At 49.5% G+C, this 21,985-nt stretch carries 18 protein-coding genes; 5 read left to right on the top strand and 13 right to left on the bottom strand.

Features of this window, described 5'->3' with window-relative positions; genetic code table 11:
• Positions 1-86: 86 nt before the first annotated feature.
• Complete coding sequence (gene rnk, locus J0X12_RS10000) at positions 87-521, bottom strand: nucleoside diphosphate kinase regulator (RefSeq protein ID WP_207045072.1); 435 nt, start codon at positions 519-521, stop codon at positions 87-89.
• A 643-nt stretch (positions 522-1,164) separates the two neighbouring features.
• Here rnk and J0X12_RS09995 point away from each other — a divergent pair.
• The 4 genes from J0X12_RS09995 to J0X12_RS09980 all read left to right on the top strand — a co-directional run bounded on the left by J0X12_RS09995 (position 1,165) and on the right by J0X12_RS09980 (position 5,708).
• On the top strand, positions 1,165-2,289 hold the full coding sequence (locus J0X12_RS09995) for an aromatic ring-hydroxylating oxygenase subunit alpha (RefSeq protein ID WP_207045070.1): 1,125 nt from the start codon (positions 1,165-1,167) through the stop codon (positions 2,287-2,289).
• A 474-nt stretch (positions 2,290-2,763) separates the two neighbouring features.
• Positions 2,764-3,840: a C4-dicarboxylate TRAP transporter substrate-binding protein gene (locus J0X12_RS09990; RefSeq protein WP_207045068.1), complete on the top strand. Its 1,077-nt coding sequence runs from the start codon at positions 2,764-2,766 to the stop codon at positions 3,838-3,840.
• A 35-nt stretch (positions 3,841-3,875) separates the two neighbouring features.
• Positions 3,876-4,361: a TRAP transporter small permease gene (locus tag J0X12_RS09985; RefSeq protein ID WP_207045066.1), complete on the top strand. Its 486-nt coding sequence runs from the start codon at positions 3,876-3,878 to the stop codon at positions 4,359-4,361.
• A gap of 6 nt (positions 4,362-4,367) precedes the next feature.
• On the top strand, positions 4,368-5,708 hold the full coding sequence (locus J0X12_RS09980) for a TRAP transporter large permease (RefSeq protein ID WP_207045064.1): 1,341 nt from the start codon (positions 4,368-4,370) through the stop codon (positions 5,706-5,708).
• A 173-nt stretch (positions 5,709-5,881) separates the two neighbouring features.
• Here J0X12_RS09980 and J0X12_RS09975 read toward each other — a convergent pair whose 3' ends face one another.
• From J0X12_RS09975 to J0X12_RS09945, 7 genes are all read right to left on the bottom strand, one after another.
• Positions 5,882-6,826: a TauD/TfdA dioxygenase family protein gene (locus J0X12_RS09975; RefSeq protein WP_207045062.1), complete on the bottom strand. Its 945-nt coding sequence runs from the start codon at positions 6,824-6,826 to the stop codon at positions 5,882-5,884.
• A gap of 256 nt (positions 6,827-7,082) precedes the next feature.
• The gene (locus J0X12_RS09970) at positions 7,083-8,693 is read right to left on the bottom strand and encodes an AMP-binding protein (protein ID WP_207045060.1); all 1,611 of its coding nucleotides are present in this window, start codon (positions 8,691-8,693) and stop codon (positions 7,083-7,085) included.
• Positions 8,693-9,409, bottom strand: a complete 717-nt coding sequence (locus tag J0X12_RS09965; protein ID WP_207045057.1) for an ABC transporter ATP-binding protein — start codon at positions 9,407-9,409, stop codon at positions 8,693-8,695. Before J0X12_RS09965 ends, J0X12_RS09970 begins: the two co-directional genes overlap by 1 nt.
• Positions 9,406-10,170: an ABC transporter ATP-binding protein gene (locus tag J0X12_RS09960; protein ID WP_207045055.1), complete on the bottom strand. Its 765-nt coding sequence runs from the start codon at positions 10,168-10,170 to the stop codon at positions 9,406-9,408. Before J0X12_RS09960 ends, J0X12_RS09965 begins: the two co-directional genes overlap by 4 nt.
• Positions 10,170-11,060, bottom strand: a complete 891-nt coding sequence (locus tag J0X12_RS09955; protein WP_207045052.1) for an ABC transporter permease subunit — start codon at positions 11,058-11,060, stop codon at positions 10,170-10,172. Before J0X12_RS09955 ends, J0X12_RS09960 begins: the two co-directional genes overlap by 1 nt.
• A 13-nt stretch (positions 11,061-11,073) precedes the next feature.
• The gene (locus tag J0X12_RS09950) at positions 11,074-11,943 is read right to left on the bottom strand and encodes a branched-chain amino acid ABC transporter permease (protein ID WP_207045048.1); all 870 of its coding nucleotides are present in this window, start codon (positions 11,941-11,943) and stop codon (positions 11,074-11,076) included.
• Positions 11,944-11,961: 18 nt separating this feature from the next.
• Complete coding sequence (locus tag J0X12_RS09945; protein WP_207045045.1) at positions 11,962-13,056, bottom strand: ABC transporter substrate-binding protein; 1,095 nt, start codon at positions 13,054-13,056, stop codon at positions 11,962-11,964.
• 772 nt (positions 13,057-13,828) lie between these two features.
• On the opposite strand from J0X12_RS09945, the gene J0X12_RS09940 reads away from it, so the two are divergent.
• Positions 13,829-17,077 (top strand): cache domain-containing protein, encoded by a 3,249-nt coding sequence (locus J0X12_RS09940; RefSeq protein WP_207045042.1) that lies wholly within the window; start codon positions 13,829-13,831, stop codon positions 17,075-17,077.
• Positions 17,078-17,280: 203 nt separating this feature from the next.
• Here the strand turns inward: J0X12_RS09940 and J0X12_RS09935 are convergent, their stop codons facing one another.
• From J0X12_RS09935 to J0X12_RS09915, 5 genes are all read right to left on the bottom strand, one after another.
• Positions 17,281-17,994, bottom strand: coding sequence for an ABC transporter ATP-binding protein (locus J0X12_RS09935; protein ID WP_207045040.1), 714 nt, complete (start codon positions 17,992-17,994; stop codon positions 17,281-17,283).
• Positions 17,995-17,996: 2 nt separating this feature from the next.
• Positions 17,997-18,713: an ABC transporter ATP-binding protein gene (locus J0X12_RS09930; protein WP_207045038.1), complete on the bottom strand. Its 717-nt coding sequence runs from the start codon at positions 18,711-18,713 to the stop codon at positions 17,997-17,999.
• Complete coding sequence (locus J0X12_RS09925) at positions 18,710-19,696, bottom strand: ABC transporter permease subunit (protein WP_207045035.1); 987 nt, start codon at positions 19,694-19,696, stop codon at positions 18,710-18,712. The genes J0X12_RS09930 and J0X12_RS09925 overlap by 4 nt, the downstream gene beginning before the upstream one ends.
• Positions 19,697-20,569 (bottom strand): branched-chain amino acid ABC transporter permease, encoded by an 873-nt coding sequence (locus J0X12_RS09920; protein ID WP_207045032.1) that lies wholly within the window; start codon positions 20,567-20,569, stop codon positions 19,697-19,699.
• Between the two features lie 73 nt (positions 20,570-20,642).
• A complete protein-coding gene (locus tag J0X12_RS09915; protein WP_207045030.1) occupies positions 20,643-21,902 on the bottom strand; it encodes an ABC transporter substrate-binding protein in 1,260 nt (419 codons plus the stop codon).
• Between the last annotated feature and the right edge of the window lie 83 nt (positions 21,903-21,985).

Below are 21,985 nucleotides of genomic sequence, written 5' to 3'. Positions count from 1 at the left end.
AAAAGCCCGCTAAATAATACATTCGGATCATTTTTAAGATTTCGGCCATGCATACTCCTTTAGCGATTACCCCGGAGTGTCCGAGTTCAGTTTTCGGAAACTGACGCGCCGGAAGTCACCCGGACTACCGTCAGCATCCGCCGTTCGCCATCACGCGTGTCCCAATAGAAGCTGGCACCCTCTTTCAGGCCCAGCAATGCAACGCCGATCGGTGTCATTATCGAGATTTTCTGGCTCGCAATGTCTGCATCGCCTGGGAAGACAAGCGTCACGGTTCGTTCCTGTCCCGTCGTTCCGTCGCGGTAGGTAACAACATTACCGATCGCCACAACATTAGCCGGCATCTTTTGCGCATTTACGATACGGGCTCTGCCAATTTCATCCAGAAGACGACTGGCCAAAGCAGGGTCCCGCTCGAATGATCTTTCCGCCAACGCTTCCAAGCGATTTAATGACGCGTCACTGATGACAATTTTTGGGCGGCGGGTTGAGATCGGGAGCGAAGTTGAAGTTGTAGCCATGATAACCTCCATTTACTTTAAGTGTATGAAAAAACGTGGAAATTGATTGAGTACATGCCGAGCCCGCAACGGAAACTGATGTTCTTAAGGAAGCCAAAAGCCTGGCAGTATGAAAATTTCAAACATCAGGAAAAATGGAAGGGCGATTAGCCCCGCAAGTCACAGGTGCCATTCCACGTTAATCTGTATTTAAAATCTACTGACACGAGAGATTTTGGAGCGCAGTCATGCCTCTACTCTGGACGTTTCCACGCTAACTATTCAATTTGAGTGTATTGGGATGCCCCGAGAAGTTATGCAGGCGCAAACGCGCCTATACCGCCCGGGGAAAAGGGCGGTTCAGAATAAAAAACCGAATATGATCTACATGCGTTCTCATAAGCAGGTAGATAAGCCCGACCTAACAGATAGTCAATGGATATTAGCCCAGTCCCAAAATGATAGGGCTCGAAATGGATGAAAGGTGTGACATCCTAAATCCCAACTCACCGCTTATTTTTCAAGAGAAATGTCGCGAAATTACGTATGGCTTTGATCGCGGGATGGATGCCCGGGCGATAGTCGGTCTGTCAACTAGCTCGACAAGTACCGCGCAAGAAGGATAATATTGAATTTGAAATCAAATAATAAGAAGAGTTAGATCATGACCAAAATACTAAACGATACCGAAGTGATTGATAGAATTTTCGCTCATTTGGATGCCAAAACCACCGATGTAGGCGAACGTGTTTGGCGGGAGCCCGTCGAGAGTTATCGGTCTGTGGAACGCTTTAATGCGGAAATCGAGATGCTGCGTCGATTGCCGGTGCCTTTCTGCCCGTCCACAGCGTTGCCGGAGAAAGGATCGTTTGTTGCGCGTACAGCTGCCCTGACGCCAATTGTCGTGGTCCGCGGGGACGACAATGTAGTGCGAGCATTTCGCAACAGTTGCCGCCATCGCGGCATGGCGGTCTCGAATGGGACTGGTTGTGCCCGCGCTTTTGTCTGTCCCTATCATTCATGGACCTATGGCCTGGAAGGCAATCTGAAGCATATTCCCGGGAAAGAAGGATTCCCCGGCGTCGACATGGCGGAGCACGGACTGGTGCCCGTTAAGGCGGAGGAGCGCGGCGGCATTGTTTTTGTCACCCAAGATGCGCCCATTTCCGACGGAGCACTAGATGCTTTGCCGGATATTCTCGACCCACGGCAGGACATGTTCGATCATGGTGAATATGAAGACGAAACAAACTGGAAGCTCATGGCCGAAACATCGATGGAAGGCTATCATATCAAGAGCCTCCATAACCGTACATTTTACCCCTATGGCCTTGACAACGTAAATGTCGTTGAGATTTTCGGAACCAACTCCCGCATTATATTCCCGTTCCGCCGGATCAATAAACTGCGAGACATTCCACGCGAAAAACGGCGTATCAACGGCATGACGACGGATGTTTTCCAGTTATTCCCAAACACTCATCTTTCTGTTCTATCCAATCATACGCAGCTCATCGTGCTGGAACCGGTTTCTCCGACGGAAACACGGACTATTGTATATCGTTTGCGCAATCTCGATGCTGACGGGAATCCTGTCGATTTGGAACTCGCAAAACGGGATGCAGGCTTCGTCAAGAATTCGGGAATTGAGGAGGATCGTGAAGCCGCGCGCTCCATACAGACCGGTTTGAATGCCAATGCCAACAGTCATTTCACTTTTGGGCATTATGAAAAGGCGATCGTCCATTTTCATGAAACACTGCACGATCATCTTGCAAAAGTGACGTAATAGTACGGCCGTCTGATTTGATGAAAGAATCGGCGGCAGTTTACTAAAATTAGCAATGAATTGACCGCTTTCAAACCAGGTCAATGTCTAAAAAACGGGCCATTCGTTTCGAAACGAAAAAGGAATGATGGAATGCTCAATAGCTTTTGGTAAATCAGCCAAGAATACTGCCGACAGGCGCCCGGCTTGTCGGCGGTTCGAATCCTGCCTCTGGGCACCAATGCTTCATATTTGCTTTTGTCCGCCAGGCCCAGTTTCGGTATGCGGGAATTCTATTATTCTCGCCCAAAGAGTGTAAATCTCATACTTCTTCGCGCAACAGTCTAAAAAGCAATCGCAATCTCACTGTTTATTTTCCCGCCTATTGACTATTATTTAATTCTATATCACCATCCCGCCAGCTTTCGGACAGCCAATTAACAAGGAACAAACGTCCCGAAACATTCATAGACATTCCATAGTCAGGGGAAAATAATGAAACTAAAGTCTAAGTTGGCCAAAAGCCTTGCGCTGCTGGCAACATTGTTCACGATTTCTGCATTTAGCGCAAACGCCTATGCAGAATATCACCTCCGTTACAGTGAACTCGGCCCGCCACGTGGCGCCCGTGCTGAATCCCTGAAATGGTGGGCTTCAGAAATTGAAAAGCGCACCAACGGCGAAGTCAAAATCGAATTTTTCTGGAGCCAGGCGCTGTCCAAGGGCAAAGAAACCCTGAGAGCGGTTTCTACCGGCCTTGCAGATGCGGGAACTATCATGGGCCCATACAATCCTGCCGAAATGCCGGTATGGAACTACGGAAACCTCCCGTTTGTTGCAGGCGATATTTGGGTTACGCTCAGAACCTGGCAGGATCTGCAGACAACAATGCCGGAGCTTTCCGATGAGATGAAGAAAAACGGCATTCATCTGCTGGCAAACTTCACGACGGGCCCGAGCGAAATTGTCTCCAACTTTGAGATTAAGTCATCTGCTGATCTTGACGGTAAAAAAATCCGGGCAACCGCAGGCTTTATTCCGCTTATGAAAAACCTGGGCGCTATTCCTGTCAATCTGGGACATAGTGAAATCTACCAGGCAATGGACCGCGGAACAGTTGATGGCGGTGCTACCTACATGTTTGCGACGCGTTCATACAAGTTTTACGAAGTTGCAGACTATGTTCTAGAAGTAAACATGGGCCAGATTCTTGGTTACGGCGCAGGCATTAATCTCAAACAGTGGAATGAGATGCCTGACAACATCAAGAAAGTCATGACTGAAGTCAGCGAGGAGTTCGTAGAACATTACTCCAAAGCCCTGATCGAGGATAACGCCTCTGCTCGGGCCGAATTGCTCAAGGGCATTGACGGTAAAGTAATGAAAATCAACACTCTTGATGAAGCAGAGCGGGCTAAATGGAAAGCGGCTGCGGACGAACTGGTTGTTGAATGGAAAGAAAGAACAGAAGCAAAAGGTATTGATTCCCAAAAGGTCATTGATCAATACAACGAAACTTTCGCTAAATACCAGAAGGAGCTCGAAGAAAAGGGCTACCCCTGGAACCGTTAAGCTGTCTTTCACAACTACTTAATCTGGAAAACTAGATGAAAAACAGCTTTCACTATTTCGAGAAATCTCTCGTTCTAGTTGCCGGCGTAGCCGTAATGCTCATGCTTGCAATCACCACATTGTCTGTAATTGGCCGATACGTCATTGGTGCGCCAATACCGGACGATGTGGTGATGAATGAGTTCCTCATGGTGTTCGTGGTGTTTTTGCCATTTGCCTTTGTTCAGGCACAGCGCGAACATATCATGGTCACCTTATTTACCGACAAATTGTCTGATCGCACAAACCTCGCGCTCGATGCCTTTGGCTTCCTGCTAGGTTTCGTATTCTTTGCGATCATGACTTATTCCGCATTCCACTACTTTCTGGATGCGTGGATCACCGGAAACTATATGGAAGGTCCGCTTGCGCTACCGGAATGGCCGGTCCGTTTCATATTTTTCGTCGGCATTCTCATGTTTACGCTTCGGTTTGCCATAGACGTGGTCAAAGCCGGGCTAGAGCTCACGAACAGAAAGTAAATTTTTATGGATCCCATTACTCTCGGATTCTGCGGAATCGGCGTACTTTTACTGTTGATTATAATCCGCGTTCCAATCGCCGTATCGCTCGCGGTTGTCGGGTTTGTCGGCCTTATTCTCGCAATTGGGTGGCCCGCCGGACGGGAAGCTGATCTCGCAAGAGGCTGGCAGGCCGCTATCAACTATATCGCTTTCGAGCCCTATTCGTTTGTCGCCTCATTTTCATTGGTCGCAATACCACTCTTCTTGATGATGGGTTACGTCGCATTTCATTTTGGTTTTACAAGAGATGGATATGATGCGGCCCGCGCCTGGCTATCACGGCTTCCAGGCGGCCTTGCAATTGCCTCTGTAATGGGTTGTGCCATGTTCGCCGCCGTCAGCGGATCAAGCTTGGCAACAGCTGCGGCCATGGGCAAGCTCGCCGTACCTGAGATGCTTCGCTATAAATATGATAAAGGGTTGGCCACGGGCGTTATCGCAGCAAGTGGAACGCTCGGGTCGCTAATCCCGCCCAGCATCCTCATGATTATCTACGGCCTGTTTACTGAACTCTCCGTTGGCAAGCTACTTCTCGCGGGTTTGGTTCCCGGCATTCTGTCTGCCTTGATCTATATTCTCATGATCATTATTCGGGCCATGATTAACCCGAAGCTGGCCCCGGCCCCAGAGAATGTCAGCTGGGAAACGCGGTATAAATCGCTGCAGGGAACATGGTCGATAATCCTCCTCTTTGTGTTGGTGATGGGCGGAATCTATGCCGGCATCGTGACGCCGACTGAAGCTGCAGCCGTTGGCGCTGCGGGTGCGTGGGGTCTGGCTGCTCTCTCCAAGCGGTTAAAGGCCAGGGAAGCCAAGCTTTCAATTCTTGAAACGGTCACCCAGTCTGCCAGCATTTTCGCTGTTGTCATTGGCGCCAAAATATTTGTTGGCTTTATCGCCATCACCGGTGTCGCTGGCTTCCTGTCTGACCTGGCTTTGTCGCTCGATTATCCGCCAATCGTTATCCTTCTCGCCCTATCGCTGGTGTATGTGGTTCTCGGAACCTTTATGGATCCACTCGGGATCATGCTCCTGACCTTGCCGGTTGTTGTGCCCGTCATCGAGAACCTGGGTTATGACCTGATCTGGTTCGGCGTCATCATGATCAAGCTGCTTGAAATCGGCCTGATTACCCCGCCTGTGGGGTTGAACGTCTATATCCTGAAAGGGGTAATTGGCGATACGGTGAAGCTCGAAGTCATCTTCAAGGGCGTGCTCTGGTTCCTCGTTATGGATATCCTGACCTTGTTACTTCTGATCCTCGTACCTGAAATCAGCCTGTTCTTACCGAATGCGCTGAATTAAAATCGTACTGTCATCTATCCGGGCTGGTTAATTACCTTTGAAATTGACCAGCCCGGAATTGATCCCGCAACTCCACCGAACATAGCTCCCTGACGTAAAAGGGAAACGGGAATTGGCTCCACAACGGCACAAACCGGGATTGGGGCTCCAACCTGCCCTGAAAATGGTTTTTCTCAACTCTCCACCACACATCGGCGCATGATCCTGACCTGGTCGAGAAAATTATACGTCCCAACCTTATGTAATACGCTCCGGTTGTCCCAAACCAACAGATCCCCGGGTTGCCATTTGTGGTCGTATCTGGCCGATGCATTAAACCGGATGCTATTAATCTCTTTCATCAGTTTAATCCCAGATGGCCAGAACCTGCCCCTAACCCGCCAAGCGTGATCACCGATATAAAGCGCAGGGCGGCCTGTTTCGGGATGGGGACGCACAATTGGATGAAATACTGCGCCATCCCGAAATCGCCGTCCTATTACACTTTTCCACCAGGTCACGTGCATAAGTAGTGATTGAACACTCAAATCCGCTCGCGACCATTGCCAGGGCAGCCGCTTCTGCCGTGCAGCTCGGGCCAGCTCATAATTATGTTCGGCTTGCAGTTTCCTGAGACGATCTTTCGCAGGCTGATCCAGATCTTCGTAGAGTTGGTACATGTTGGCGAAATGTGTAACCCCTTCCCCCTCCGGTACCCGAATGCCATAAAGCACTGTCGCCTTGCTCGGATTAACTGACCAGGACCCATCGCTATGCCAATGAGTGGACCCTGGGTCTGGATGACGGCCGATAGGGCGCCCTTCCATATCTACATTGCTGAGATAATGGGCCCGATTATTTTGGCTTGGATAGAATTGATTTTGCCACAGAGGGCGGCAAGGACCGAAAACCTCCGCAACCCGGGCCTGCTGATCCTCATTTAAATCCTGTTGACGAAACAACAGAACCTGATGATCGAGCAATGCCTGGTTGAGGGCGGATTTGACAATGTCTGATATATCACTGGATAGATCCAAGCCCGAAACCTGCGCCCCAAATGTCTCAGACAATGGTATGAAATGAAGAGCTACTGACGGCTCAACAGGATTGTCGGGCGGCTTTACTAGATCGGACTTCATCTAGTTATAATACGCTAACAATCGCTACTGAGGAAGCTAAACTGCTTCCAGCAATAGTGGGATGAAATATAGCCGACCGGATATACCGTTTGTGGTAATCCAAATGGTTTCAACGCGCCAACCGCCTATTAGTCCGTCGCAGGTTTCCAGCAATCATTAATGGCCACCTGATCAGTATGTATAGACCAACGACAAAGCGTTACTTAAAGACTATTCTAATGACCCGCTGTGACTACATTCGCCGCAGCATTCTGGGTTAGCTTGAACCCGCGTCCTTGATATACCGCATTGCCTCATCACGAAGCTTCGCTTTTTGAATTTTCAGGCCGTTGGCACTTTCAGTCGTCGGAAAGGCGTCGATAACGATCACATGCAGCGGCACTTTGTAATGCGCAAGACTTGATTTGGCCTCGGAAATAAGGACGTCTTCCTTCGGCATCTTGCCGGGGTCAATCGGAATTACGAAAGCCACCGGGCGGGTTTTGCCTTTATACTCCACCCCGACGACCTGACATTTTCCGACAGCCTCATCCTGCTCCAGAACTTCTTCAATTTCCTTAGGGTCAGTCAAGAAACCTGAAAGACGGAGGAAATCGCCGTTCCGCGCCAAATAGACGAATGTCCCATCACCGCGGAGATATCCGATGTCGTTACTATGGAAATATCCGTCCGCGTCAATGGCTTTAGAGGTCGCCTCCTCATTGCGGTAATATCCTATAAAATTCGTTGGCGCCCGAAACTCAAGAATACCAACCTCATTTTCCGCGCAAAGCTCACCGGTTTCCGTATTGCGAACCCGGAGTTCCGCCTGCGATCCGCCTGCGGGCAAACCACCTCCCTGCAATCGCTGTTCAATCGGTAAGTTCAAGGGCTGGGTGGAGAAAATCGCAAAAATTTCACTCGCACCATACAGTCCCAACAACGGGACCCTGTTTTCGGCGATATGGCGCATCTTTTCTTCAATACCGGGCGTAAAGGAGGCGTAACCACAAATGCGGGCGTGTTTAAGTGCCTCCCGGTCTCTTTGCCAAATCTGCTGATACATCTCATCACTCCCAAAGAGGTGAGTAATGGCATTTTCTTTTACATCCTTGACCAGCAACTCAATATCAAACTCCGTATGGAGATAGACGGGGGCCCTGCCAGCAATGGCCGCAAGCGTCGGATTCAGCCCGAAAACACCACAAAATGGCATGACCGACAAGAACCGGGCGCCGTCCTGATCAAACTCCAACGCTTTCGCACAATTATACGCGTGAAGAATGACCGCTCTTTGAACATGCATTACTAATTTCGGCGCATTTGTTGTGCCCGACGTAGTAAATAGCAAGATGGGGGAATTCGCAGTCCCCACTGTATCCGCTTCAGGATGCGCTTCTTCAGGGGAAAACAACCCAATCTTTATATTATTGATTGGTGGAAGTGCTGCTGCGTCCGCATCAACACAAACCAGTTCCTTTAAGTCAGCCAACTCGGAAAAGTCGAGCTCTGAGATCAGACGATAAAAATCGGCACGACTATCTCGACCCTCAAATATCAGCATTTTTGCGCCACTGGACTTGAGGATATGCTGCAACTCAGCTGTACGATATCTTGTATTCACCGCCGCCACTACCGCGCCTATTCGAGCACAGGCGAACAGCAACATCATCCATTCCAACTTGTTGGGAAGCCAAACAGCGACCTTGTCCCCGCTTGTAACACCTCTTGCCACCAACCATGCGGCGGTTTGGGAGACTTTTTCACCAAACTCAGTTGGAGAGATACCATCGCCCTTTGCCGTTACAAACATCGGGCGTGTATCAGCGTCTTTTTCTGACGCGATCCTATCTGCTAGAGCCGCGTCAAAAGTATAGTCCAAAGCCATTAGTAGAGTTCCATCAGTCGCTCGTTATCCTCGAGCTCAGCGGGCTCTCCCTCCCAGATCATCGAGCCTGATTTCATAACAACCGCGCGATCAGAAATTTTCAACGCTTCACGCACATTTTGCTCAACCAACAGAATGGAAAGCTTTTCTCGTTGCTGTAGAGCACGAATTGGCGCCAGCAAATCCTGGAACAATTTAGGGGCCAAACCAATTGATGGCTCGTCCATCAGAAGGATCCGGGGGCGGTTTAACAAGGCGCGGCCAATCGAGACCATCTGCTGCTGACCGCCGGACAAGTTCCCCGCGGGACGGTTCATAAACTCCGATATCGCGGGCAGGATCTCAAGAACCCACCCAATGCGGTCCGCCTGCTCCTTTTTAGGAACGCCGGATGCATGCATCCCCAATGAAAAAATATCCCGAACTGGCAGACTTGGAAAAATACCGCGCCCTTCGGGCACCAGGGCGACGCCCCGATCAGATATTTGTCGTGCGTTCTGGCCGGTTACGTCCTCTCCATCTACGGCGACAATTCCGGATTCAGACTCAAGAAGACCGAATAGACATTTCAATAAGGTCGACTTACCTGCCCCGTTATGGCCAATCAGGGTAAGAACTTCATTTGCGCGGAGCTCTACTGTGATATCGGAAATGGCCGGATGTCCGCCATAACCTGCCGTAATATTTTTTGCGGCCAGAACGACAGAACTGCTCATGTGCGCTCTCCAAAATAAATTGCCCTGAGGTCCGGATCGTTCAAAACGGTTTGCGGTTCATCATCCGCCAGCAATTTTCCTCGATCGAGGAACGCAATCCGATCGGAAATGCCGATGACGATGTCAAGGTTATGCTCGATAATACAGACGGTCACCCCTTGCTTTACCTCTTCGCGTAATATTTCCAGAAATTTCTCGTATGAGTTCGGATCAAGCCCGGATGCAGGTTCATCCAGTAACCAAAGCCGGGCATCTGTTGCCATAACCCGTGCCATGGAAAGAAATTTTCTTTCCGCATAGGCAAGATCTTTTGCCCTGATATGTCGTTTGTCTATCAGGCCGGTGCGACTCAACGCATATTCAACCTTTTCCCGCCGCGCCTTTCTCTGACTTTTCGCCATGGGAAGTGGCACTGAATTGGCCTCGATCGACGTAAGGATATTGTCCTCAACAGACATTTCATTAAAAAGCCGCAAGTCCTGGAACGTTCTTAAGATACCCGCACGGGCCGCCTGAAACGGCTTAATGCGATTGATTGGTTGCCCCAACCATTTGATCGTGCCGCTATCCTTTGAAAGTTCCCCTGTAATCAGATTGAACAGGGTTGTTTTTCCAGCTCCATTCGGGCCGACAAGCGTTGTGATGATGCCGGCACGCAAGTCCATGGAAACGTTATCCACCGCCTTCACACCACCGAAGGCCCTGTCAACATTCCGGATTTCCATGAGGACTTCTTGTGTATCCACCTGAGAAGAAACCATTATTTTTTCCCCCCTCCGGATTGCTTCTTAAGACCAACAATTCCGCCAGGTCGGTAGATCATCAATAAAGCCATCCCCAGGCCATATATAATTTGCTGAATTGACCCGATTTCTGTCTGCGGCAGAAAATCGAGATAGCTGATAAGACTGGGCAGTAAAAGCAGCAGCGCCGCGCCGATAATTGGTCCGGCTTGCGTGCCTGTTCCGCCTATAATCACCATCGCCATAATCAGGACCGAAGTATCAAGCGTGAAACTTTCGACGTTAATGAAGCTTAGGTAACTCGCGTACATCACGCCAGCAACCGCCGTGAGCGCGGATGAGATGACAACCGAAATTGTCTTTATCAGTGGTACATTCTTCCCGAATGCCGCCGCAGCGCTTTCACTGTCCCGAATAGCCCGAAGACTACGCCCGAAACTGGAATGCACAAGTCGGTTAATAATGAAAAGGACGATGATCAACCCAACTACAGTCACGAAGACGAACTGATTAGGTTTAAAAACCTCAAATCCCGCGATATCCAAGGGCGGAATACCGATTAGTCCACCAATACCCCCGGTAACGCTTTTCCATTCAGAAAAGATCGTCACAGCCAGCACCTGCAGCCCAAGGGATGCAGCAACGAAATATTCCCCTCTTACCCGAAGAGCTGGCAACGCAAGGATCAACGATAACACAGCCCCCGCAATCATTGCTGCCGGCAGTGTAAAAAAGATTGAAGCGCTAAAATGCGTCGCCACGAACGTGCCCGCATATGCTCCAACCCCAAAAAACACGGCGTGCGCCAGAGAGTAAATCCCGGCATATCCCATGATAAAATTCAGGGTCGATGCCAGGATCGAATATATAGAGATCAGAATAACAAGATTCAGCAGATAAGCTTCCACAGTCTCCTCCTTCTTAGTGAGCTGCGGAACGGCCGAGAAGACCGGACGGACGAACTATGATGAAGAGGAAAAGGATCGCAAACGTCACTGCTTCGGTCCATTGCGAATCCACATACAGCAAGGCCAGGCTTTCCGCCAGACCAAGCGCAAGCCCCGCAAGCAAGGTACCCGCCACACTGCCGATACCTCCGACAATTGTTGCTGCCAACGAGATCAGCATGACATGGTGCCCCATCGCCGGATTCAAACCTGACGTTGCCCCGGAAATGATTGCCGCGGGAACCACAAGAATTGATCCAATCGTAAACGCGCAGGCCGAAATGTAGCGCGGATTTAGTCCAAATGCCTTCACGAGCTCAGGATTATCGGCAAGCGCCCTGAGAGACAAGCCCAGGTTACTGTACCGAAGGAAGCACCAGAGAATACCGAAAAAGACGACGGCGCAAAGCATCGAAATCCATGCCAGCGGCGACACATAGAGGCCATCCATCAGTTCAACCGAAAAGGAAAGCGGGGTTTGAACGGTAACAAAGCCGCGGCCGAAAATCATACCGACGATATTTTGGATAACGATCCCGATACCAAAAGACGCCACAAACACGGTAAAGAAAGACCCTTCGTCCCTTTGAATGGGAACATATACGAACCGGTTGAGCAACAGCCCGAAAGCTATTGCCCCTGCCGTCGCAGCAGCAATTCCCAAAACCACCCCATAACCAGACACGTTCACAAAATAGAACAGGTATGCGGCAATAATGAATGTTGCTCCATGCGCGAAGTGAAATATTCGCGTGGACCCGAAAATTAACGAGAACCCGACGGCAGTCAGTGCGTATAGAGCACCGGTCTGTAGACCGGTGATCGTCAGCTGTAAAGCAAGCATGTTGCTACCTATACCTACTTATTTTCCGAAATCGATTGTATCGAGAACTTCAGTCTTGCCGTTCTTGATGGTTTTTACCTGGATCGGGAACAGCAGGGTTCCATTTTCCTGGAAGGAAACATTCCCGCCAACAAGATCGAACGTGCCGATTTCCTTGCGCTTGGCGAGGAGATTGGCGCCTGTGACCTCTTTCCCTTCTGCTTCCAACGCCTGTGCCAGAAGCGCAAACAGGTAAGTGGCATTGTAGTAGTTCACGTTATACGCCGTCGGGGCACGATTGTATTTGGCTGTGTAGTCCGCAACAAAGCGCTTGGTGACGGGATCTTCAGAATTATAGTTCACGCCCTGTCCGGTCGCGATAATGCCTTCGGATTCAGGAAGCGCAAGCGCATCAGGCACCAGATATCCGGAATAAGTGATGAGCTGCTGGTCCACACCGTTGTCGCGCAACTGCTTTACGATCTGGATCTGCTGAGCGCCGTAGCTTGCGATGTAAACAGCATCTGGTTTGGCTGCACGGACCTTTGCCGCGATACCGGAAAACTGCTGCGCTGTCGTCGGGACCGACATGGTCTCGATCAGTTCACCGCCCGCACTTTCCAAAGTAGATTCCAGCTCATCGAGGATAGAATTGCCAAATGGATCATCGATATAGATCAGGACGACACGCTTGATACCTTGTTCCTTAATCAGGTACGGCATCACGGCGCGCACTTCCAAATTCACAAGGGGAATAACGTTCCAGAAATATTCACCCAGCGCCGCGAGGTCCGGACCAACACCGCCGCCGTTTACGGCAACAACTTCATTCCGATTTCCGAGTGTTGAAATTGCCTTGGATACGCCAGTGAAGGCGGACAGGACATAGGGAACATTTGTGACGTTGACGAGTTTCGTCATGCCAACGACCGCAGGCTGTGGAAGTCCTTGACTATCTTCATAGGCAATAGACAGAGGGCCACTGAGCATTTTATCCGCGTTGATATGTTCAACCGCAAGGTCAGAGCCGGACATAAAAACGTCGCCATACGTGGCATTGGGGCCACTCAAAGGAAACAACGCTCCGATTGTATGATCCTCTGCCGCTGCCGTGCCAAAGGACAATATACTCATGCATGAAATTGCAGCGAATATTAGCTTTATTTGTTTCATGGGGGAAATCCTGATGATTTATTTTTGTTTTTTGGTCGCCCAGAAAATGGTTCTTTTTTCGCCAATTGTCAACATGCTAGAGTCTCTCACCCTATGATTGTACAGCGTCAAGTATAGCTATTTTATTGGAGGGAGCCCAGATAGATGGGAACTAAGGAAACCGCGAGTTCCTGCTTCGCGCGTCCTCTTACCTTGTGACCTTTATTGGCGATTAAGCCTTGATTTCAAATTTTACAATTCTCTGAAGTATTGATTTATTTCGGAGATTTCATGTCTTAATTCACCCCAAACTTTTCCTGATTGGCACGCTGTTTCATTGGTTTGAGAAACTTTAGGAAAGCACAGCGACTAAATCTCATCGGAATCTGAACGGGAACATTTGAGCGGAACCTTGGCGTCGCCCTATTCTGACGGCGAACAGTTGGCCACCCTAAAACCCTATCAGGCACTGTCGCATCTCATTAATCTATTTACCCATCACATACCGATAAGCGAAACGTAACCGTCATCGCCCCGGCGCCAGCCTTTCACATTCTATCACTCGAGTTCTTCACTCAGCTATATGTGAATACTTCGCGATGTCAGTCATAAATCCGCCCGAACACCGACTTTCAAATATATATTTTTACATAATCGAAATATGGAAATTAAAAAAATTTAATTATTACCAATATTCACAAACTTTAAATAATTCCGTCACCTATATTATTAACTTTAAATATTGGAAAAAATAATGCCAAGAAATTTACAATTTTTATGGAGGTTTCTCCCTTCAATTACCACCTTCAGACATGACAAATACAGTGATACTCAAAATAATTTTTCTACTTACGCGCAAATCATGCGTAAAAATTACCTTACCCCTTCGCAATTCGGAAAACTGTCCAATATGGGGGTCATAGAGACAATTTCCCGTCAAATGGGAGGCGAGAACACCCTCACATTCAAACAGCTAAAATCGGTCGACTATTTTGCATTCCAGCTTATCTACACCCCATTATTAAAGGCATTTATCCAGTCCAATCCTACAGGCCATTTAATAAGTGTCGGCGGCGGGCCTCGAGGGGCCATGCAATTTAACGCTGAGGTAGATTTTCTAAAAGCGAACAAGGGAGACTTCGAGGCATTAAGGTCACTCGGTGCCTTTTATAACATTCAAACCACGATTATTGAGAAGCAAGGAGCGGAATCAATTACTGGCGGTGTTGCCTGGACTGAGACCTTCGGCGCGGCCATGATGAATACAGGCGCGGAAACCGAAATCTCGTCACGAGTTATTAGGTACATAGAAGAAAATCAGGAATCTATTGAAAAGGAACTTAAGGAAAACCCCGTCGGCTACGCAACATTCAAACGCGCCAAAAGGTCAGGTCGTATTTTCCAAAATCCCCTCAATCGCGCTCTTGTAACCCGCAGAATTATGGGAAGAGAACTCCATGAACATTTTAACAATCAAGTCGAGGAGGCAAATGAGCTGAATATCGGATATTCGGTTAATGTCTTATGTAATTCCACCGTTAGGGGGATCGATGTTTCCAATCCCTTGAAACCCGTTGTCATCTTTGAGCGCGGAGACCAGTTAGGCGGACTGTCTGCAGATAATGTCCGCATAAATATTGGCACAATCACTCATTGCGCAACTGACGACGAGGACGTTCAAAAACTTACCTATTGGGGGCCAATGTTTGGTTCACGAAAAACGAAACATCCCGAAGAGGATAAGTCCAACACTTCGGTTGTTCCCGTGGACCCGGCACCTGAAGATAAAACTGAACCGCCGTTTGGAAGACAAAACCAGGGTGTGACAGCCTTCCTGAAGCGTCTTGGGCTAACGGACGAACATGATAAACTGAATAAAGAAGCAACGCTGTTTGTTGGGGGGTCAGGGCTGTCGCTTTATGATCAGCTTCTCGCGCTCCAGGATAGCATGGGCCTCTTTGAATCTGTCGATGAAAGTGAATGGGAGGAATACCCGCTTGGCTATAAAATCAGTGAGGCAGCAATAGAAAAATATGTCAGAAACCGGCGGAATGACATCCCTCCCTTAGTCATTATCAGCAGAACACCGGGAAAATGGATTCCTCCGCGTCATTCACATGGCCCATGGTGGAGACAGTCGATTGGAGATGAAAGCACCCCAAGTCAACCTTTGGCTGGCAGTGCAAAAATTCAACACGCGCTCTTTCTCCATGGCGACGGCGGGCAAGTATTTGATACCTGGAAAATAATCATGGATGGGGCGATTGCCGCGTATTGTGGCCAACACCCGGACGCCCTCAAAACGGACATGGATACTTATTCCCTTTTGAAGGAGCAGTACCAGCGCAATATCGTGCGCGCAAAGAAAATCAATAACTATAGCGACGACATATCGGCAACGAGAACGTTGGAAGGAGCCTCCAGACAGGCCTACCTGGGAGGCATCCTTGGATTTGGTATGGAATTAGGCCCGGGGCCGGTTTTTGAAGATGAGAACTCACTCGCAAACATGGCACCGCTGACGGCAAAAGGCCGGCTTGGATATTTGATGCACCGGGCTCAATTCAGGGCTATCAGCAACCCCGTCACTTATAAACCAACGGCGGAACATGCGTTGGCTCAGCGGAAAATGCTCGCCAATGCTGGTGATATGATGAACCACGTTACTTCCTCACCTATAGAGGTTCAATCCTTGATGCAAATGCTCATTGACGCGAAGCTCGCTGTCTATCTCCCCGTGGACTATGCCAACATAAAGTATAACAATAATAAACTAGTTATCCAGCCATCTGCCGTAGATAAGATTGAGAAAAATCCCTATCTCGACCGAGTGGGTGGAGCCGATGCGTTAAAATCTCGGCAATTCGATGCGTTTATCGTATCTGCGATCTTTTATGGGAAGCCGGACGTTATTCCTATTGCCGACGCTCAATTGAGCGGGATGGAAACGGTGAAAACTGGGGCTAAAACACTGACATTCGGAAAACTACAATCCTTGTTTCTGGATACAAGCGACCCCCGCGAAACCCCGTCTATTGAAAGCAATGCGATGATCGCAGAAATTGATAGGCAAGTTATCGCGACAACCAAAAAATTGAAAAACCAGCTTGCCGTCATCGAAAGTCATAAGGATGGTGTTTTCAACATTTACATCCCAAATAGCGGTTATTCGGTTTTTCCGAACAGACGACTGGCGATGAAGATCAAAGGGCAAACCGAACTCACGTCAATCGAACTCAACGCACTTTTGGGTAAGGGCGTAAGTTTAAAAGATGCCATCAGATATACAGGCGATACGACGTTCGACCCTGCTTCCAAAGCGCTTACGATGAAATCGGACATATTTGCTACCGATGTAAATAATCGAGAGTCTATTACAAATCTTGTAAAATCGCAGAGCTACTACCGTTTTGCGCTTGAGCATTTACGAGCAGCGAGAATTGAGAATCCGCAGGCGGAACTAGAGAGGTTTTATGCCATCCAGAACCTAAACTCCCGCAGCCTTGTCGATGCCATCAAGATCGGCGGTGTCATCACAGTCGATGATCCCATGCGGGAGTATAATCTGGAGGTTCAGAAATTCAGGCCATATTATACAGTCGGGCGGTTGGCCGCCGCGTACATTTCCGCGATCACCGACATGACTGAAGGGAATGCTGAGCAATACCGCGCACTGTATGAAGCTGGCCGCGCAATTTTTCAAGGCACGTCCATAGATTTTGATAATTTTGAAGATGTTATCGGCAGCAAGGCACTGCCAAATAATGCCAGCCTTGTAATTATCAGTCATATGAAGAAAACCCTTGGGGAGAACTACGAATTTGCCCCACGGTCTGGTAAAGATTACTTCAGCGCATTTGTAGATTACCCAGAATACATTCATAAATTGGCCTATGAATGGGCGGTAAAATCCGCGAAAGAAAAGCTGCAAGATGATGACGCGGGTCCCGAATCTTCATTTGCCCTGCCCGACCCTGAAACGTTGCTCGACGAAAGCCATTAATATTTTGATCCGTACAGGATAAATCCTCACTCAGGGCCTCGTTTCTTATTTCGTGCCTGAGTTTCGGAAAAAAAGCCCGGAAGAGATCTCCAAACTCTTCCGGGCAAGACAGGTACCGCAACGAATTACAATGGGAAAATTCGCCACCATACCAAAGCAAGAAAGTCGGGAGAAACCGCTTGCTGGAAATCTGTGAGCAGTGATTACACTGTCAAATAGGCTTTATGTAATATCTCTGGATTTTCATTCAGCTCCATTGGATAGCCTGAAAAAACAATTCTCCCTCTGTTCAGAACATAGGAATAATCTGAAATTCCGAGTGCCAGATGCGTAAACTGTTCAATAAGTAATATACCGATCCCCTTCTCCCTCAACATCACCAGTACATTCATCAATCGCTCGATAACGATCGGGGCCAACCCCAAGGACATCTCGTCAACCAACAAAAATTTGGGCTGGCACACAATCGCTTGAGCCAGAGCAACCATTTGCTGCTGCCCCCCGGAAAGCATACCGGCAGCTTGTTTCTCCAGGCGTCTGAGTTCGGGGAAAATCACATAGGCTTCCTCAACTGCTGTCGCCAGTTCATTACTGTTATGCATGGACCCGGCGGCGTGAAGGTTGTCATGCACAGTCAGTTTTGTGAGCACCTGATGCCCCTCCGGAACTGCAGCGACTCCCATCGCTCTGATGTTTTCCGGACGTTTACCAACCAGGCTTGTTTCACCAAGACAGACGGACCCTTTTGCAATTCCCATTTGCCCGACAATTGCGAGCACTAATTCGCTCTTGCCTGCGCCATTGGGCCCGAGGACCGAAACGATTTTCCCTGGCTCAACCGTCATCGAGATTTTTTCAAGAACCGTCCGTTCGGGCGTAAGTACGGTTAAGTCTGAAATATTCAATATGTCTGCCATTTTCACACCTTAATCTCCGTCCCCAGATAGGCAGCCTTGACATTTTCATCCTGTAAGACGGTTTCAGTCGGACCGAACGCAATCAGCTCACCAAAATCCAACACCATCGTTTTAGAGCAGACCGATTTGATCAGTTCAACGTCATGGTCAATCAGCAGAACCTGTGCGCCAAAAATGGTTTTGATATTTCCGATCACCTGCCGAAGTTTGTCGACCTCCATTTCGGATAACCCGCCCCCTGGTTCATCCAGGAGAACAATCCTGGGCGAGGCAACAAGGCATCGCGCGAGTTCCGTCATCCGCCGTTGACACGGATTGAGTTTATGCGCAGGCACATCAGCCATGTCTGCCAGCCCGACATAATCCAGCACCCTGTTGAGCGCGGCATGTTTTTTCATACCGGGGCTGGCCGAGGTGTCGAGGGAAACCCAAATATTATCTGCGACCGTCAGATTGTCCGCCGTTTGTACTTTCTGAAAGGAACGCGCGAGGCCCCAGCGTGCCCTCTTATGGGGTGCGAGGGAAAGCAGATCCACCCCTTCGACATCGACGGTCCCGCTATCGGGAAGAACAAACCCGGACAAAACATTTACCAACGTGGTTTTTCCGGCCCCGTTCGGGCCAATAACGCCGACGATGTCGTCCTTGATATCGACCGTAATGTTATCGAGCGCCACAACACCCCCAAAATGTACGCTCAAATCGGATATTCTGATCATTTGTTCTGCCTTCCCAAAGACTGGAACAAAGAGGAGAGCTGACCGGCAATTCCGTTGGGAGCGGTCATGATTGCATGAAGCAACGCAGCACCAAATATAACGAGGGAAAGATCAGCGTCGATTCCGATGTTGTTAAAGATTGCAGGGACGACCCTGTATAGAAAACCCGCTATCACAGCGCCCATCCAGTGCCCAACGCCGCCCACAATAGAGAGCGCGAACAACAGAATCGATTCTCCCGCGGGGAACGATTTGGCATCAAGTATCTTCAAGGCCCCGGCGAGAAGCCCTCCCGATACGCCCGCCAAGAAGCCGGACAGGGTGAAGCACCACAGCTTGTACAATGTCACGTTTACCCCGGCCGCCATGGCGTTGGCCTCTGACTTTCTGATCATTGCCCAGGCCCGCCCTGGTCGGCCACGGTTATGTGCGGCCGCCAACATCACCCCGAGAACGACAACAATAATCGAATATCTCAGATAGGCTGTATCACTCTCCGCTATCAGGGGTCGGCGCATCTCGCCGGGAGATTGCAATGCCACCCCGAGAAAACCGGCACCACCGTTTGGAAACTGGATCGCAGAGAAAATTATCTGAAATCCGCCGGCAACCATTAGCGTGATAAGGGCAAGATATAACCCCTTCATCCGCATCGCCGGCAAGGCGAGGATCATCCCAATAAATGCCGTTATCACGGCACTGACCAATAAATTCAGCTCGAAGGGAAGTTGGACGGCATAGTTCAAGCGAAGCATGATCCATCCTCCTACGCCGATTAGTGCGACCTGGGAGAGGTTGACGAGACCAAGTTGGGAATACAGCAAGGAGATACCGTAGGCCGCGAGTGTAAAAATGACCGCGGACGTAAGCACTTTTACCCAGATCGAGTCAATAACGACGGGAAGGACAATAACGCAGATCGCCACAAACCCGAGCGCGGCATACGTCCTGCTCTCCTGTCGGAAGTGAGATATGACGTCCACTTAATCCTCCGTTTGAAAGACGAGACGCTGCTTGCGCTGCATCCAAAGAATGACAAGAACGGCAACAACGAAGGCTACCAGCGACCTGAAGGGCGCGGCCGTTTTTACAAGCGTGAGCATCGCCTCGGCAACGCCGATAGACAGTCCGCCAATGAAGGTAAGAAAAAGGGATTCAAGACGACCACAAATGGCTGCGGCGATTGCCGGAATAACCATGAAAGTGATGATTGTCGGGTCCAGGCGCACCAGATCTCCAAACAACATTCCGGTAAATCCTGCCAACGCACCGGAAAGCGCCCAAGCGATGGTTTCAACTTTTAGGATTGGTATTCCAATCAGGGCAGAATGAGCGCGATTATTGGCAAGCGCCCGCATCTGCAACCCTGTCCTGGTTTTCTCTAAATAAAGTATCGTCCCAAGGGCGATCAACAAGCTAGACCCGAACGCAATAATGCGGGTTACCGTGATCCGGACCTCCATCAGGCGAAAGCCGATCTTGTCTGTCGGCAGAACCAGCTTACGCGCAGCATCGTCCCAAATAAAACTGACCAACCCGAGGATTATCAACGCAAAACCGAGCGTCGCGACCGCCTTCACAACAGGCTCTCTCCACGCCAAACTTGGGGCGAGGTAACGACCGAAAAACACTGATAAAATCACGCCGGTAAGTATAGACATGAGCCACGACACCGGTCCCGCAAATCCCCAATCAATGAATTGCCAGCAAATCATCGCGCTCGCCGCAGCGATCGCGCCATACGCAAAATTCAGGAACCCCGTGGCGCGACGCAGGACAACAAGACCTATGCCGCCAAGCGCATAAAGCGAGCCGACCGCCAGCCCCGAGATCATAAATATTGCGTATATTTTCATGTCAGATGGCTCTCGAAAGGATGTTGAGTACCGTCCCCAGGCTTAAGCAGGAACGGTACTTTCATTGATTGGATTACTGGATAAGCTTCAACTGGCGTTCTTGCTGGCGAATTGAATCCAGGTAGCTTGATTCAATGTCGTAGCAGTCTCTGACAACCTTGAATTCATTATCCGCATACACAACCATGCGACCCGCGTGGTTAGGCATATGCCGGTCAAAATCGCCTACATAATAGGGCCCACACAGCAAATCGGACGTTAATCCGGATATCCCTTTAATTGCCTTTGTTACATTCGTGCGATTAATCTCGGCAGGATCCATTTTTAGCAGCGTATCAACGAAAAATTTTGCAGACAAATATCCTGACTGGGAGAATGTATCTCGTCTATCCCCGTCCTCGCCGTACTTATCCATAACGGCTATCCAGTTTTGATTGTCTGGCCCATCTGAATTGAATGGCCCCAATTCGATATTTACGTAAAGCTTGTTGTTCCAGTAATCACCGAGAGCCTCAGGCACAGTCGGATCGTAAAGCGGCGTTGGGGAAATCCATTTAAAGGTATCTCCACCGTCCTGTTCTTCAGCCACTTTCAATATCCCGAGGGCCGGCCCAGCTGGCAGCATCAGCATGATCGTATCAACGCCTTCCGCTAACGCCTGCAGGTAAACGGAATTTAGATCAACGGCGGACGGATCCATCAATAAGGCCGTCGATTTCTTGCCTACAGACTCCATGTACTTTCCGGCCCAGTCACAGGCCCACCCCCCATTATTGGGAATGTTGAACCCGATACAGGCGGCATGTTCCGTCCCAAGCTCTTCCACTGCGAACTTCAATGCGCCAATGCCAGACGGGAGCGGCCCCTGGTTGGTCGAGACAATGTTGGAATTCTCGTAGCAGTCCGAAATAGCGCAGGCAGAGGCCATTGCCATGACATCTTCGTCCTTGTAGAGCTTCGCATTAACCGCCATGGAAACAACCGAGCCATTGCCGACCAGCGCCACAACTCCATCATCTTTTACAAGCTTGGTGGCCACTTGAGCGGCCAATTCCGGATTCCATTGATCATTTTCAACGATATACTTGATCGGGCGACCATTGATCCCGCCGTTATCATTTACGCAAAGAAAATACGCAGCGGCGGCATCAGTACCTCCGGAAAAATCGCCAGGAGGCGCATTGCCATTAATACCTCCGACAACAATTGGGTCGCCGGTTGCTTTCTGGCCGGTATTTGCACCGCATTCCGGTTCGGCGGCCATTACCCCTTGCGAATAGCTTATAAGTCCCATGGCCAGTATCAGTGCCAGCCCCATATTCCGCATAAACATTGTTCTTCCTTCCTGTTTTGCTAAGACCTTGCCTGATGCCATTTCTGTGCTGGCATTCCCTGCAATGTTTGATTGTTGGATAT

Source organism: Sneathiella sedimenti, assembly GCF_017313765.1.
Classification (GTDB): domain Bacteria; phylum Pseudomonadota; class Alphaproteobacteria; order Sneathiellales; family Sneathiellaceae; genus Sneathiella; species Sneathiella sedimenti.
The sequence above is the reverse complement of the archived record's forward strand: the minus strand, read 5'-3'. Positions and strand labels throughout refer to the sequence as shown.